Source organism: Leclercia sp. G3L, from assembly GCF_021117075.1.
Classification (GTDB): Bacteria; Pseudomonadota; Gammaproteobacteria; order Enterobacterales; family Enterobacteriaceae; genus Enterobacter; species Enterobacter adecarboxylatus_C.
The window spans coordinates 421710-436652 of record NZ_CP088265.1; the positions used below are offsets into that span (position 1 = coordinate 421710).

General features: G+C 54.0%; 14 protein-coding genes. 7 read left to right on the forward strand and 7 right to left on the reverse strand.

Annotated elements, in window-relative coordinates:
• Nucleotides 1-22 precede the first annotated feature (22 nt).
• The gene (djlA, locus tag LRS40_RS03400) at nucleotides 23-841 is read right to left on the reverse strand and encodes a co-chaperone DjlA (RefSeq protein ID WP_032616478.1); all 819 of its coding nucleotides are present in this window, start codon (nucleotides 839-841) and stop codon (nucleotides 23-25) included.
• A 239-nt stretch (nucleotides 842-1080) separates the two neighbouring features.
• On the opposite strand from djlA, the gene lptD reads away from it, so the two are divergent.
• Genes lptD through apaH form a run of 6 tightly spaced genes read left to right on the forward strand, consistent with a single transcriptional unit; the run spans nucleotide 1081 to nucleotide 7805 of the window.
• Nucleotides 1081-3429, forward strand: a complete 2349-nt coding sequence (gene lptD / locus LRS40_RS03405; protein ID WP_231313086.1) for an LPS assembly protein LptD — start codon at nucleotides 1081-1083, stop codon at nucleotides 3427-3429.
• A gap of 53 nt (nucleotides 3430-3482) precedes the next feature.
• The gene (gene surA, locus LRS40_RS03410; protein ID WP_142488201.1) at nucleotides 3483-4769 is read left to right on the forward strand and encodes a peptidylprolyl isomerase SurA; all 1287 of its coding nucleotides are present in this window, start codon (nucleotides 3483-3485) and stop codon (nucleotides 4767-4769) included.
• Nucleotides 4769-5755: a 4-hydroxythreonine-4-phosphate dehydrogenase PdxA gene (gene pdxA, locus LRS40_RS03415; RefSeq protein WP_231313087.1), complete on the forward strand. Its 987-nt coding sequence runs from the start codon at nucleotides 4769-4771 to the stop codon at nucleotides 5753-5755. Before surA ends, pdxA begins: the two co-directional genes overlap by 1 nt.
• Complete coding sequence (gene rsmA / locus LRS40_RS03420) at nucleotides 5752-6573, forward strand: 16S rRNA (adenine(1518)-N(6)/adenine(1519)-N(6))-dimethyltransferase RsmA (protein WP_142488199.1); 822 nt, start codon at nucleotides 5752-5754, stop codon at nucleotides 6571-6573. The genes pdxA and rsmA overlap by 4 nt, the downstream gene beginning before the upstream one ends.
• A 3-nt stretch (nucleotides 6574-6576) precedes the next feature.
• On the forward strand, nucleotides 6577-6954 hold the full coding sequence (gene apaG / locus LRS40_RS03425) for a Co2+/Mg2+ efflux protein ApaG (protein ID WP_142488198.1): 378 nt from the start codon (nucleotides 6577-6579) through the stop codon (nucleotides 6952-6954).
• Nucleotides 6955-6956: 2 nt separating this feature from the next.
• Nucleotides 6957-7805, forward strand: a complete 849-nt coding sequence (apaH, locus tag LRS40_RS03430; RefSeq protein WP_142488197.1) for a bis(5'-nucleosyl)-tetraphosphatase (symmetrical) ApaH — start codon at nucleotides 6957-6959, stop codon at nucleotides 7803-7805.
• 43 nt (nucleotides 7806-7848) lie between these two features.
• Here the strand turns inward: apaH and folA are convergent, their stop codons facing one another.
• The 4 genes from folA to LRS40_RS03450 form a co-directional block, all read right to left on the reverse strand.
• Nucleotides 7849-8328 (reverse strand): type 3 dihydrofolate reductase, encoded by a 480-nt coding sequence (gene folA / locus LRS40_RS03435; RefSeq protein ID WP_039030411.1) that lies wholly within the window; start codon nucleotides 8326-8328, stop codon nucleotides 7849-7851.
• Nucleotides 8329-8442: 114 nt separating this feature from the next.
• Nucleotides 8443-10308, reverse strand: a complete 1866-nt coding sequence (kefC, locus tag LRS40_RS03440) for a glutathione-regulated potassium-efflux system protein KefC (RefSeq protein WP_231313088.1) — start codon at nucleotides 10306-10308, stop codon at nucleotides 8443-8445.
• Nucleotides 10301-10831, reverse strand: coding sequence for a glutathione-regulated potassium-efflux system oxidoreductase KefF (kefF, locus tag LRS40_RS03445; RefSeq protein ID WP_231313089.1), 531 nt, complete (start codon nucleotides 10829-10831; stop codon nucleotides 10301-10303). The genes kefC and kefF overlap by 8 nt, the downstream gene beginning before the upstream one ends.
• A 363-nt stretch (nucleotides 10832-11194) precedes the next feature.
• Nucleotides 11195-11806 (reverse strand): hypothetical protein, encoded by a 612-nt coding sequence (locus tag LRS40_RS03450; protein ID WP_231313090.1) that lies wholly within the window; start codon nucleotides 11804-11806, stop codon nucleotides 11195-11197.
• Between the two features lie 211 nt (nucleotides 11807-12017).
• Here LRS40_RS03450 and LRS40_RS03455 point away from each other — a divergent pair, with 211 nt between their 5' ends.
• Nucleotides 12018-14051 (forward strand): autotransporter outer membrane beta-barrel domain-containing protein, encoded by a 2034-nt coding sequence (locus tag LRS40_RS03455; RefSeq protein WP_231313091.1) that lies wholly within the window; start codon nucleotides 12018-12020, stop codon nucleotides 14049-14051.
• A gap of 51 nt (nucleotides 14052-14102) precedes the next feature.
• Here LRS40_RS03455 and LRS40_RS03460 read toward each other — a convergent pair whose 3' ends face one another.
• Nucleotides 14103-14336 carry a YgdI/YgdR family lipoprotein gene (locus tag LRS40_RS03460; RefSeq protein WP_142488194.1) on the reverse strand — a complete coding sequence of 78 codons (234 nt, stop codon included), beginning with the start codon at nucleotides 14334-14336 and terminating at the stop codon, nucleotides 14103-14105.
• Between the two features lie 92 nt (nucleotides 14337-14428).
• A complete protein-coding gene (locus tag LRS40_RS03465) occupies nucleotides 14429-14917 on the reverse strand; it encodes a toxin-antitoxin system YwqK family antitoxin (protein WP_142488193.1) in 489 nt (162 codons plus the stop codon).
• Between the last annotated feature and the right edge of the window lie 26 nt (nucleotides 14918-14943).

Genomic DNA, 14943 nt, shown 5'->3' on the forward strand with positions numbered 1-14943 from the left:
CTTCGCTTGCCGGGCAATCCTCTTACTTGAAGCCCTTCTGCTCTTTAATGAGCTCGTAAGCTTTTTGAATTTCCTGCGCTTTTTGCTTCGCCATCTCCATCATCTCCGGCGGTAACCCTTTTGCCACCAGCTTATCCGGATGATGTTCGCTCATCAGTTTGCGATAGGCGCGCTTAATGGTCGTCGGCTCATCGGTCGGCTTCACGCCCAGCACGTTACAGGCATCTTCCAGAGTAGGGCCACGCTGCGCCTGCTGCCAGCCGCCACCGCCCGCCTGCTGTTGCTGATAGCCGTCGCCAAACTGCGCGCCGCCCTGCATCATGCGCAGAAACTGATCGAACTGGGTACGGGAAATCCCCAGCTCTTCGGCAATCACGTACAGCACCGCACGCTCGTTCGGGTGGAGCGATCCATCGGCAAACGCTGCCTGAATCTGAATCTCCAGAAACATCCGAATTAAGTCGAATCGCCCGAAGCAGATGCTGCGGAACTGGCGCATTTTTTCGCGCAGAGGATAGTTATCCGCCTTGCCGATGCGAAATGCGTGTTGCGCCGCCGCACGGGAGTCGCCGTGCAGGTTCATACGATCCATAAACAGGCTGGCGATATGGATGTCGGCCTCGGTCACCCGCCCTTTCGATTTGGTCAGATGGCCCATCACCTCAAAGGTCGTGGCAAAAAAAAGTGCCTGACGTTCACGCTGGTTGGCAAACCAGGCCATCTTACGACTTCGAGCTTTATCAAACATATGGCCGATAATCAGCCCCAGAACGATACCCCAGAAGCCCGCGCCCATCAGTAAAGCGAACGCCACGCCGATAATTTTTCCCCAATACTGCATATACTCCCCAAATGGTGATGTATTTGATCCCGCGAACGCCATCATTCCGGTGGCCTGGCCACGGTCAATTGAAGGACATCGCCTATAATTTGCATTATCATACTCGTCATTCAATAACGAGCCTATCACCACGGCTTGTTTACGGGCAGGATTAACGCTGGCACTGTGATGATGAGTAAGATAGTCTCTGACCGTTTGCCAGCGATAAGCCACTGATGACGGAACAATAAATAAAACGTATGAAAAAACGTATCCCCACCCTCCTGGCCACGATGATAGCTACTGCCCTGTACAGCCAACAGGGTATGGCAGCCGATCTCGCCTCGCAATGTCTGCTGGGTGTTCCCAGCTACGATCGCCCGCTGGTTCAGGGTGATACGAACACGCTACCGGTCACCATCACTGCTGACAATGCGAAAGGGAATTATCCTGACGACGCCGTGTTTTCCGGCAATGTGGATATTAACCAGGGCAACAGCCGTTTGCTGGCTGATGAAGTACAGTTGCACCAGAAACAGCCAGAAGGCGCGGCAGAACCGGTACGAACAGTGGATGCACTGGGTAATGTGCACTATGACGATAATCAGGTCATCCTGAAAGGTCCGAAAGCCTGGTCGAACCTGAACACTAAAGATACCAACGTCTGGGAAGGTGATTACCAGATGGTGGGCCGTCAGGGGCGCGGTAAAGCCGACCTGATGAAACAGCGCGGTGAAAACCGTTATACCATTCTGGAGAACGGGACTTTTACCTCCTGTCTGCCGGGATCTGATACCTGGAGCGTGGTCGGCAGCGAAGTGATCCACGACCGCGAAGAGCAGGTTGCGGAGATCTGGAACGCCCGCTTTAAGCTCGGCCCGGTACCGGTCTTCTATAGCCCGTATCTGCAACTGCCCGTCGGTGATAAACGTCGTTCGGGCTTCCTGATCCCGAACGCTCAGTACAGTACCTCCAACTATTTCGAATTCTACCTGCCGTATTACTGGAACATCGCGCCCAATATGGACGCCACGATTACGCCGCACTATATCCATAAGCGCGGCAATATCATGTGGGAAAACGAGTTCCGTTATTTGACGCAAGCGGGCTCAGGCCTGATGGAGCTGGACTATCTGCCATCGGACAAAGTCTATGAAGATGAGCATCCCACCGAGGGCGATCGCCACCGCTGGTTGTACTACTGGCAACATGGCGGGGTGATGGATCAGGTCTGGCGTTTTAACGTTAACTACACCAAAGTCAGCGATCCGAACTATTTCAACGACTTCACGTCAAAATACGGCTCCAGCACCGACGGCTACGCCACGCAGATCTTCAGCGCAGGCTATGCCGTTAAAAACTTTGACGCCACGGTGTCCACCCGCCAGTTCCAGGTCTTCAGCAGCCAGAACGCCAGTACCTATGGTGCGCAACCGCAGCTGGACGTCAACTGGTACCAGAACGATGTCGGTCCGTTTGATACCCGCGTTTACGGCCAGGCCGTGCATTTCGTGAATACCAACTCCGATATGCCTGAAGCTACCCGTATCCACCTTGAGCCGACGATCAACCTGCCGGTGTCGAACGACTGGGCCAGCCTGGATACTGAAGTCAAGCTGATGGCGACCCACTATCAGCAGGACAATCTGGAAACGTACAACGCCAATAACGGCACCCATCTGGAAGAGTCCGTTAACCGTACGCTGCCGCAGTTTAAAATGGACGGCAAGCTGGTCTTAGAGCGCGACATGAACTGGAGTGAGGGTTACACCCAGACGCTGGAGCCGCGCGCGCAGTATCTGTACGTGCCGTATCGCGATCAGAGTAAAATCAATAACTACGACTCTTCATTCCTGCAATCCGACTATAGCGGTCTGTTCCGCGACCGTACCTATGGCGGTCTGGACCGTATTGCCTCGGCCAATCAGGTCACGACCGGCGTCACAACCCGCGTTTATGATGATGCTTCCGTTGAACGTTTTAATGCTTCTGTGGGTCAAATCTACTACTTCACAGAATCGCGTACTGGCGATGACAACATCAACTGGGAGAAAAGCAACAAAACGGGGTCCCTGGTCTGGGCGGGTGACACCTACTGGCGCATGACCGATCGCTGGGGTCTGCGTGGCGGTGTGCAGTACGATACGCGTCTGGATAACATTGCCACCAGCAGTGCCACCATTGAGTATCGCCGTGATGAAGACCGGCTGGTGCAGCTGAGCTACCGTTACGCCAGCCCGGAGTATATCCAGGCGACACTGCCTAACTTTGCTACGTCCGAACAGACCAAAGAGGGTATTTCGCAGGTGGGCGGTACAGCAAGCTGGCCGATCGCCGATCGCTGGTCGCTCGTCGGGGCGTACTACTTTGATACCAATCAGAGTAAGGCGGCCGATCAGATGCTGGGGCTGCAATACAGCTCCTGCTGTTACGCGATCCGTGTCGGTTACGAGCGTAAGCTGAATGGCTGGGATCCTGACAAAGGTCAGAGTGAATACGATAACGTCATCGGCTTTAACATCGAATTGCGTGGTCTGAGTTCCAACTACGGTCTGGGTACGCAGCAGATGCTGCGCTCACCGATTCTGCCGTACCGTAGTTCCTTGTGATGTAATTGATTTACAACGTAATCCGCATTGCGGTTAATTGATATGGAAAAAGTATGAAGAACTGGAAAACGCTGCTGCTCGGTATCGCTATGGTTGCGAATACCAGTTTCGCGGCCCCACAGGTTGTCGACAAAGTCGCTGCCGTTGTGAACAACGGTGTGGTACTTGAGAGCGACGTTGATGGTTTAATGCAGTCTGTGAAGCTCAACGCGGGTCAGGCAGGTCAGCAACTTCCGGATGATTCCACCCTGCGTCATCAGATCCTTGAACGTCTGATCATGGATCAGATCGTTCTGCAGATGGGTCAGAAGATGGGTGTGAAGATCTCTGATGAGCAGCTCGATCAGGCTATCGCTAACATTGCGAAGCAGAACAACATGTCAGCTGACCAGATGCGCAGCCGTCTGGCCTACGATGGCATCAGCTATTCGACCTACCGTAATCAGATCCGTAAAGAGATGCTGATTTCAGAAGTGCGTAACAACGAAGTGCGTCGTCGCGTAACTATCCTGCCACAGGAAGTGGACTCGCTGGCAAAACAGGTAGGCAATCAGAATGATGCCAGCACTGAACTGAACCTGAGCCACATCCTGATCCCACTTTCAGAAAACCCATCATCTGACCAGGTGGCTGAGGCGGAAAGCCAGGCGCGTTCTATCGTCGATCAGGCGCGTAACGGCGGCGATTTCGGTAAACTGGCTATTACCTATTCGGCTGACCAGCAGGCGCTGAAAGGTGGCCAGATGGGCTGGGGTCGTATTCAGGAGCTGCCTTCTATCTTCGCCCAGGCGCTGAGCACCGCGAAGAAAGGCGATATTGTGGGTCCAATCCGTTCCGGCGTCGGCTTCCATATTCTGAAAGTGAACGATCTGCGCGGCCAGAGCCAGAGCATTTCCGTCACCGAAGTGCATGCTCGCCATATTCTGCTGAAACCTTCCCCTCTGATGAATGACGATCAGGCGCGGGCGAAACTGCAGCAGATTGCCGCCGATATCCGCAGCGGTAAAACCTCCTTCGCCAACGCCGCGAAAGAGTTCTCTCAGGATCCTGGTTCAGCGAATCAGGGCGGCGATCTGGGCTGGGCGGCAGCGGATATTTACGATCCGGCCTTCCGCGATGCGCTGATGCGCATGAACAAAGGTCAGCTGAGCGAACCGGTTCACTCTACCTTCGGCTGGCACCTGATTGAGCTGCTGGACACCCGTAACGTAGATAAAACCGATGCGGCACAGAAAGACCGCGCATACCGCATGCTGTTCAACCGTAAGTTCTCGGAAGAAGCGGCAACCTGGATGCAGGAACAACGCGCCAGCGCTTACGTCAAAGTTCTGAGCAACTAATGAAACAACATCGTGTTGTCATCACTCCCGGCGAACCTGCCGGGATTGGTCCCGATCTGGTCGTCCAGCTTGCCCAGCGCAGCTGGCCTGTCGAGCTGGTGATCTGCGCCGACGCCAGCGTGCTTGAAGCGCGGGCGAAGCTGCTCAACCTGCCGCTCACGCTGCTGCCCTATCAGGCAGAAAATACTCCCCTTCCCCAGCAAGCGGGCACCCTGACGCTGATGCCTGTTCCACTGTGCACGCCCGTTGTCCCCGGTCAACTGAGTACCGAAAACGGCCATTATGTAGTGGAAACCCTGGCGCGGGCCTGTGATGGCTGCCTGAGCGGAGAATTTGCAGCACTGATCACCGGGCCGGTGCATAAAGGGGCGATCAACGATGCCGGCGTGGCCTTTACCGGCCATACCGAGTTTTTTGAAGAGCGTTCCCACAGCGAAAAAGTAGTAATGATGCTGGCAACCGAGGAGCTGCGCGTTGCGCTGGCTACCACCCATCTGCCGATCAAAGCGGTTTCCGAGGCCATTACGCCGGATCTGCTGCGCGATGTGATTGCCATCCTGCACCATGACTTACGCACCAAATTCGGTATTGCCGATCCGCACGTGCTGGTGTGTGGCCTGAATCCGCACGCGGGCGAAGGCGGCCACATGGGAACGGAAGAGATCGACACCATCATTCCGGTGCTGGATGAGATGCGGGCCCAGGGGATGAATCTCAGCGGGCCGCTGCCTGCGGATACTCTCTTTCAACCAAAATATCTCGATCATGCAGATGCCGTGCTGGCGATGTACCACGATCAGGGCCTTCCCGTGCTAAAATACCAGGGATTTGGCCGCGGCGTGAACATCACCCTCGGTTTACCCTTTATTCGCACTTCTGTTGACCATGGTACTGCGCTTGATTTAGCGGGCCAGGGGAAAGCAGATGTCGGCAGTTTTATTACGGCGCTTAATCTCGCCATCAAAATGATTGTTAATACTCAATGAATACTCGCGTCCACCAGGGCCATTTAGCCCGTAAACGTTTCGGGCAAAACTTCCTCAACGATCAGTTCGTGATCGAAAGTATTGTTTCGGCTATCAATCCACAAAAAGGCCAGGCGATGGTTGAGATCGGGCCGGGTCTTGCCGCCCTGACCGAGCCGGTTGGCGAGCGTCTGGATGAACTGACCGTCATCGAACTGGACCGCGATCTGGCGGCACGTCTCCAGACGCATCCGTTCCTCGGGCCGAAACTGACGATTTATCAGCAGGATGCCATGACCATGAACTTCGGTGAACTTTCCGAGAAGCTTGGTCAACCGCTGCGCGTGTTCGGCAACCTGCCGTACAACATCTCCACCCCGCTGATGTTCCATCTGTTTAGCTATACTGATGCCATTGCTGACATGCACTTCATGTTGCAAAAAGAGGTCGTCAACCGACTGGTTGCAGGGCCAAACAGTAAAGCGTATGGTCGTTTAAGCGTGATGGCGCAATACTTCTGCAACGTGATCCCGGTTCTCGAAGTGCCGCCATCTGCCTTCACGCCGCCGCCAAAAGTGGATTCTGCGGTTGTGCGTCTTGTGCCTCACAAAACGAAGCCGTACCCGGTTAAAGAATTGCGCGTGCTGAGCCGTATCACTACAGAAGCCTTTAACCAGCGCCGTAAAACGATTCGTAACAGCCTTGGCAACCTGTTTACTGTTGAAGTGTTAGCTCAGTTGGGTATCGACCCGGCAATGCGTGCGGAGAACATCTCGGTAGAACAGTACTGCAAGCTGGCTAATTACATCAGTGAAAATGCGCCGCCGAAGGAGAGCTAAGCCATGATTGATTCGCCCCGCGTATGTGTTCATGTACAAAGCATCTATATTGAGTCCCAGTCCACCCCGGATGAAGAGCGCTTTGTCTTTGCTTACACTGTAACCATTCGCAACCTGGGGCGGATGCCTGTGCAGCTGCTCGGTCGCTACTGGCTTATCACCAACGGCAACGGTCGTGAAATTGAAGTGCAGGGCGAAGGTGTAGTCGGTGAACAGCCGCACATTGATCCCGGCGAAGAGTATCAGTACACCAGCGGCGCGGTGATCGAAACGCCGCTGGGTACCATGCAGGGCCATTATGAAATGGTCGATGCCGACGGCAATGCATTCCGCATTGCCATTCCTGTTTTCCGTCTGGCTGTTCCAACACTCATTCACTAAACATGTCTACATATCTCATTGGCGATGTTCATGGTTGCTACGATGAACTGATCGCGTTGTTAAAGCAGGTGGATTTTACCCCGGGTACGGACACGCTGTGGCTTACCGGCGATCTCGTTGCGCGTGGCCCTGGCTCGCTGGAAGTGCTGCGTTATGTGAAGTCGCTGGGTGACAGCGTGCGGCTCGTCCTCGGCAATCACGATCTGCATCTGCTGGCGGTCTACGCCGGGATCAGCCGTAATAAACCGAAAGACAGGATCACCCCGCTGCTGGATGCGCCTGACGCCGATGAGCTCATTAACTGGTTGCGTCGCCAGCCGTTGCTGCAGGTCGATGAAGAGAAACAGCTGGTGATGGCGCATGCGGGGATTACGCCGCAGTGGGATCTGCAAACGGCAAAAGAGTGCGCACGTGACGTCGAAGCTGTACTCTCCAGCGACTCTTATCCCTTCTTCCTTGATGCTATGTATGGCGACATGCCCAACAACTGGAGCACGGAACTCAGCGGTGTGGCGCGCCTGCGTTTTATCTCCAACGCCTTCACCCGTATGCGCTATTGCTTCCCGAACGGTCAGCTGGACATGTACTGCAAGGATGTGCCGGAAAACGCGCCGACCCCGCTTAAACCCTGGTTTGCGATCCCCGGACCGGTGACGGATCATTACAGCGTGATCTTTGGTCACTGGGCATCGCTGGAGGGCAAAGGCACGCCTGAGGGCATCTACGGCCTGGATACCGGCTGCTGTTGGGGTGGAGAACTTACCTGTCTGCGCTGGGAAGATAAAGCGTACTTTGTTCAGCCGTCGAACCGGCATCAGGATTTAGGCGAGAATGAAGCGGTAGCGTCGTAGAAGAGAGCTGCACCTCTCCCGTCGGGAAAGGTGCAGAAAAACATTAGCGGCGTTCAAGGATCTCAAAGCAGTAGCTATGCGAATTTTGCGCATCCGCATCGTGGAATTCACTGAATACTGATTCCCACTCGTCAGGATCGTAGTCAGGGAAATGCGTATCCCCTTCCACTTCAGCATCAATGTGTGTCAGATATAATTTCTGCGCTTTCGGCAGAAATTGCTCGTACACACGGCCTCCACCAATCACCATTATCTCTTCGGCATCACCGCAGGCAGCAATGGCTTCGTCAATGGATTTTACCCACTCAACACGCTCATCCGTGCCGGGCTGGCTGCTTATTACGATGTTTTTACGGCCCGGCAATGGACGCCCGATTGACTCCCAGGTCAGGCGACCCATTACTACCGGCTTGTTCAACGTTGTACGTTTAAACCACGCGAGATCGGCAGGCAGATTCCACGGCATGGCGTTTTCCATACCAATCACGCGATCTACCGCAAGCGCCGCAATCAGACTGATCATTGATTATTTCCCGGATGCAAAAAATTGCCGCCACTATACGGAAAGCTTAATCTTTCGTCGACTGGCGGCAGAGTAAAGAACAGGAAATTTTTTATATTTGCTGGCAACCCCTCTTCACGCCAGCGGTTTACTCTCCGGCTCGTCTCCCGGATCGCCGGTATGCTTACCCTCTTCCGTTCCCTGCCAGCCGTGACGCTGGGTCAGCGAGAGATGATTACGATCTTCATTGATGATGTCCATCAGCATGGCGCTGGTGCGTTTAACCACCGCCGCGCGTGACGTGGCATCGTTCTCCGCCATTTCAGCCATCTCCTCGAGCATCTCAATATTAAAACGTCGGAACAGGTCTGCCCGCTCCCGGGCCTCATACGCCCCGAGTCCAAGGCTCTCAAGCGCCAGCCGGCCGGATTTCAGCGCCCCTTCAAAGGTTTCACGCTCTGGTGCATCGACACCTGTCTGACGCAGTTTGATGTAATGGTCGATATCGCGCGCGCGGGAGATGATTTTCAGATGCGGGAAATGCGTCTTAGCCAGCTCAACCAGCTGCAGGCTATTCTTCGGATCGTCTATCGCGTTGATCAACACTTCGGCCTTCTGCGCCCCGGCGGACTCCAGTAAATCCACGCGCGTGGCATCGCCGTAAAAGACCTTCATGTCAAACTTACGCAAGGTTTCAATATGGTCGGGATCGTGATCGAGGATGACCATCTTCACGCCACTGGAGAGCAACAAACGGCCAGTAATCTGACCGAAGCGACCAAACCCGGCAATGATCACCCGCGGCTGTTCTTCGTCTATTTCATCCGCCTCGCGCTCTTGTCCGCTGTCGGCCGCTTCCAGGCGGGTCAACACCACCAGCAGCAGCGGCGTCAGCGCCATCGAGAGCGCCACCGCCAGCGTCAGCGCCTTAGCCCACTCCGGATCGAGCACGTTCGCCATGCTGGCCGCGCCAAACACTACAAACGCAAACTCACTCCCCTGCCCCAGCAGCACCGCAAACCAGCGGCGCTGTTTCCCGGGCACCTTCAGCGGACGGGCCACCAGCCAGAGCATCACCATCTTAATCACCAGGAAGCCCACCAGCAGAATGGCGATGCGCAGCGGATGGGTTACTAAGGTCCCGAAATCTACGGACATGCCGACGCCGATGAAAAACAGCCCCAGCAGTAGACCTTTGAAAGGCTCGATATCGCTTTCCAGCGCGTGGCGGTATTCCGAACTCGCCAGCAGGACGCCGGCCAGAAACGCGCCCATCGCCATGGAGAGCCCCGCCTCTTCCAGCATCAGGCCAAAGCCGAAGACCAGGAACAAGGCCACGGCGCTGAACACTTCCCGCAGGCCGGAACGGGCGACAAAGCGCAGCAGCGGTCGGCTAACGTACCGGCCAAGCAGGACCACCAGGGTCAGCGCCCCGGCGACCTTTAATGCCGAAAGCGCAAAGGCGCCGAGGGTGGTGGAGGCCCCGGACACGGCCAGCAGCGGGATCATCGCCACCAACGGAATGGCCGCGATATCCTGGAACAGCAGCACCGAAAAGGCGCTGCGTCCCATCTGGGAAACCGTCAGGTTACGCTCGTTCATGGCCTGCATAGCGATAGCCGTGGAGGAGAGAGCCAGGGTCATGCCGATCAGCTCCGCCACCTTCCAGTCCATGCCCAGCAGGATGCAAAATCCGCCCAGCAGCAGTCCACAGGCCAGCATCTGTAGTGCCCCGCCGCCAAATACCGATGCACGTAGCTTCCACAGACGACGCGGATCCAGCTCGAGGCCAATGACAAACAGCATCAGCACCACACCGATTTCGGCAAAGTGCAGGATCGACTCGGCGTCGGTAACCAGTCGGAATCCCCACGGTCCAATGACGCATCCGGCGATCAGATACCCCAGCACCGAACCCAGGCCGAGGCGTACCGCAACCGGTACAATCAGCGCCGCGGCGCCTAAATAGATCAGCGCCTGAATCAACGTATGGCTATCCATGGTGCGCCTCCTGCCAGTCGAGTAAACGTTGTTTATAGTGCCGGGCCTGTGCCTGCAGCGTTTCGTCGTCACAGACAAAAGTGCAATGCATGGCAAACGGCGGGAGCCAGTTCAGACCGCAATACAGAGCGGTCGCCTGCAGCGGTTGCGCCAGGACGTCAAAACCGGGGAAGGAGCCGATATCAAAATGGCTTTCGCCGCCACCGGTGGTCACGGCCCACAGCAGGCTTTTCCCTCTGAGGGCCTTGCCGTTATGGCCGTATGCCCAGCCGTGAGAGAACACTTTATCGATCCACAGCTTGAGTAGCGGCGGTGTGCTGTACCACTGCATCGGATGCTGCCAGACGATTAAATCGGCTCTGGCGATCGCCTCCTGTTCGGCAGCGATATCGATATTGAAATCGGGATAGAGCTCATAGAGAGAGCGGATCTCTACGCCCTCCAGCGTCCTTACCTGATCGAGCATTCGCTTATTCGCATGGGAGTGATGCGGATAGGGGTGGGCGTAAATAATAAGTATCATGATTAACCTGATTGCACTGCTTTCTTGTTGTGTCAGTCAGTGTAGACAGGAAAGCGAGGCGTTTGAAGGGGTCTGCGGCCGTGATGACGTTAACCGCAACGATTGATAAATGCCTTTGGGTCAAAATCTATTATTTTGATTAGACCCATAATGATAAAAAATAATATTTACCATTAAAATAACACAGCCTAAAACAATACAAAAAATATGATAATAAAATTGAATTTAATCCATATTTTAAAATAAGCACCCATGCTAAAAAATTATATAACTCAATGAATTAAGACTTTATCAATAAATAAAATCCTAAAAGGCCGCCGTTTACAAAAAATTACCTCATTATTAAAGTATGCATCCTTTTAATCACAAAATGGATGTGAACATGAAAAACAAAACTCCGCAATTAAACAGGACAACAAAGTCATTAAAAGCTATTTTCCCAGCTTTATCAGCGTTAATCGTATTTACGCCGCCAATGGTATCCGCAGAAACGACGATCAGCGGATCGACGACTAAAGCTTTGGCTTTCGAAGAAGATGATAAGTACATCATCACTGAAGGCGTCATTATTTCCCCCTCCACTACCGGTCCCTCTGTCTCTGTTCTTGGTGCCGACGTTGTGAGTATCAATAACAGCGGGCAGATTACTGGCTCTGGCGACGGCATGCTGATCCAAACGGGCGGACAAAGAATTACGCTCAATAACAACCAAAATGCGCTGATAAACTCCACCGGTGCCGACGGAATTAACATCGTTAAAATGGGTGGGGAAATAAAAAACGCCGGGAAAATTAGTGGCGCAGAAAATGGCATCAAACTTGAGAAAGATTCAGGTACTGTCAACATTGATAATACGCAAACAGGCGTTGTTGAAGGTAAAACAGCACTCTCAGCCGATACAACTGTCCAGGTCGTTAATAACGGTATTTTCAGTGGCAGTACCGACAATGGTGTAAAGCTTAGCAATGTAGGCATTAGTAACGTTGAGAATAACGGGACAGTCGAAGGTGTTAAAAATGGCGTCATCGTGACCGATAATCACAGCGTTCAGCTCATTAATGCTGGTCTGATTAAGGGCGCAGAAAGTGCAATCACCTTTGCAAGCAATCAAACTAACACGCTAACGTTAAAAACCGGTTCGGTACTTGATGGCGATGTTATCTCAAGCAATTCAAAAACAAACACTTTGTCTTTAAGTGGTCAGGGTTCGGAAGACAGCAATTTCCGCGGCCTCACTGAGGGTGACGGTTTCGCTTCGCTAACGATGAACGGTAAAGACTGGGCCCTGACCGGTAATGTCGATGTGATTGGCTCGGGCGATTCCATCAAGGTCAACAAGGGTAAACTGACTTTCGCTGGCGACGTAAAAAATGGCGCGGGAAATACGCTGGTTGCCAACAACACTACGCTGCAACTGGGCGACGGCGTTAATACTGGCTCTCTGACCGGTACCGTCACCAATAACGGCACTTTCATCTTTAACCAGGGGTCCGATTCCACCTTCACTTCGGACATGACCGGCAGCGGCAGCGTAGAAAAAGTGGATGCCAACCTGTTAACCCTGACAGGCAACAACAGCTACACCGGCAACACACTTCTGCGTAGCGGGACAACCCTGGTAGCCGAAGGCGCAACTCTGGGTGGCGATGGCAACACGGCTACCATCACCGTGCAGGATGGTGCAACCTTCGCCAGCGCAGGTACTGTAAACAACAACGTTGATATCCTCAGCGGCGGCGTGCTGGCGTCATGGAATGCCGTGCAGGGGAACAGCGCTTCCAGCTCTTCTACCCTCAACACTATTAACGGCAACGTCACCAACAGCGGCACGCTGCAGATCGCCGGGCTGAACGACAGCGTGGGCAATAGGTTTACCATCAACGGTGACTACACCGGCGTAAGCGGTAGCCTGATCGCCATGAACAGCGTGCTGGGCGATGACAACTCTGCTACCGACCATCTGACCATCACCGGCAACAGCGCGGGTGAATCTGGTATTCGCATCTCCAATATCGGCGGAGCGGGCGCGCAGACCGTCAACGGGATGCAGGTGGTGAGCGTAGGCGGTAACTCCGATGCCGCGTTTTCTCTCTCCAGACCGGTCGTGGTCGGCGCATGGGAATATAGCCTGAACCAGCACGCTGATGGCAACTGGTACCTGGAATCTTTAGATACTACGCCTGCGCCTACACCGGATCCAACGCCGGATCCAACACCAGACCCAACACCGGATCCAACGCCAGGCCCAACACCAGCTCCAACGCCTTCACCGGCACCGGCACCGGCCAACCTCGCACCTGAAGTGGGCGCCTATTTAGGAAACTACCTCGCCGCCCAGGACATGTTCCTGCATAAACGCGACGATCGCGATCAGCTGACGCTGCGCAATGACGAGGATCTCAACACCTGGATGTACGTCAAAGGCCGCTATCATGAAAATGACGTGGCGGGTGGCAAAGTTAACTATGACACGACTCAGTACGTGATGCAGGTCGGCAGTGATTTCATCAGCAAGAAGATGGATACAGGGGTTCTGCATAGCGGGATGATGTTCGGTGCCGGCCAGGCCAAAACCGACTCGACTTCAACGGGCAGTAAACGTTCTGCGCAGGGTAAAGTGGATGGCGTCAACGTCGGCTTTTACGCTACCTGGCAGGAAGATCAGCAGCTGCGTAAAGGCAGCTACATCGATAGCTGGGCCTCTTTCGGCTGGTATCACAACAAGCTGAGAAGCGATGGTCGCAGCAACGAGTCTTATAACAGCCATGGCTTTGCTGCCTCGCTGGAAGCGGGTCACGCCTGGATTGTTGACTCAGAGAGCGAAAGAACCTGGAAAATCGAACCGCAGATTCAGGCTGTCTATAGCTATCTTGATCAGGAAAATCACACGGACGCTGACGGGGTGCGTATTTCCACCCTCGATAATGACAGCATTCTGGGACGTGTGGGTGTAAAAACCAGCTATTTCAACCAGAAAGATGTGCAGGCGTGGCAGCCTTACGTGGCAGTTAATTGGTTGAAAGGTGCCGGGCAGAACGATATCGCCTTCAACGGCGAAGCGTTCAGCAACGATACCCCGGACGATCGCGGTCAGCTGGAGCTGGGCGTTACCGGCAAGCTGAACGAGACCACGCTGATCTCATTGCGTGCCAGCGGCGAATGGGGTGAAAACAGCTACGACGCCTACGGCGGCCATATCCTGCTCAACCATCGTTGGTAATTGCTTTACTACGACAGGAAGTGCAGTGGCGCAGGCCACTGCACTTTTTTATCAGTTATCCAGCTCACCCATAGATTTAACCTGATCGCGGTTAATCTGCTCGGTTTGCCCGGTTTCCGCATTCTCATATGAGACCAGGCCGGTGTCATCATCTACCTGCGGCTTACCATCGGTGATAATGGTTTTACCGTCGGTAGTTTTCACCGCCTGATTAGATGAACACCCTGCCACGGTAAATAAAGTTGCAGCCGCAAAGACAGAAGCCATCAGTAGTTTGTTTTGCATCGTATTCTCCCTGTTGGTCGTCATTTTTATCATCAGGCTAAACTGTAGCAGAATACGCCATACTCAGGGATAAATGCAGAACACTCTGAAGGTTAGCTTTTCTGCGGGAAGCCATCTTTGTAGATCACCGTCTGCACGACTTTACCGCTCGCGTCATAGGTTTTTGCCTCGCCGTTCGCCACACTCTGTTTGAACGTAATGGTCGAGCGCAGCTTCCCTTCCTGGGTATAGCCCTGTGACAGCCCTTCCGCCTGACAATTAACCAGCGGCGTATGGCTTCTGAGAACGCCGTTCGGGTAATAGACGTCGATATAGTCGTTAAAGCAACGGTTCTTAATGACGGTCTCAAACTTCTTATTACCATTGTCATACTTCTCGACGAGCTTGCCCTCAGGCACGGTATCAGCCACCTTCACCACCGGCGTGGCTAACTTTTTCTGCGGCTCAAGATCGTCCTTTAAGCCTTTTGCATAGTCGGGGGTCATCCCCATTCCATCTATGGTGTTGGTCACCGACGAGGCAAAATCGGCGCAGCCGGCAAGCAGCACCACCAGAGGTATCAACGTAAGGGCCTGTTTCACAGTGAACTCCTTTTTTTCAGGTTCAC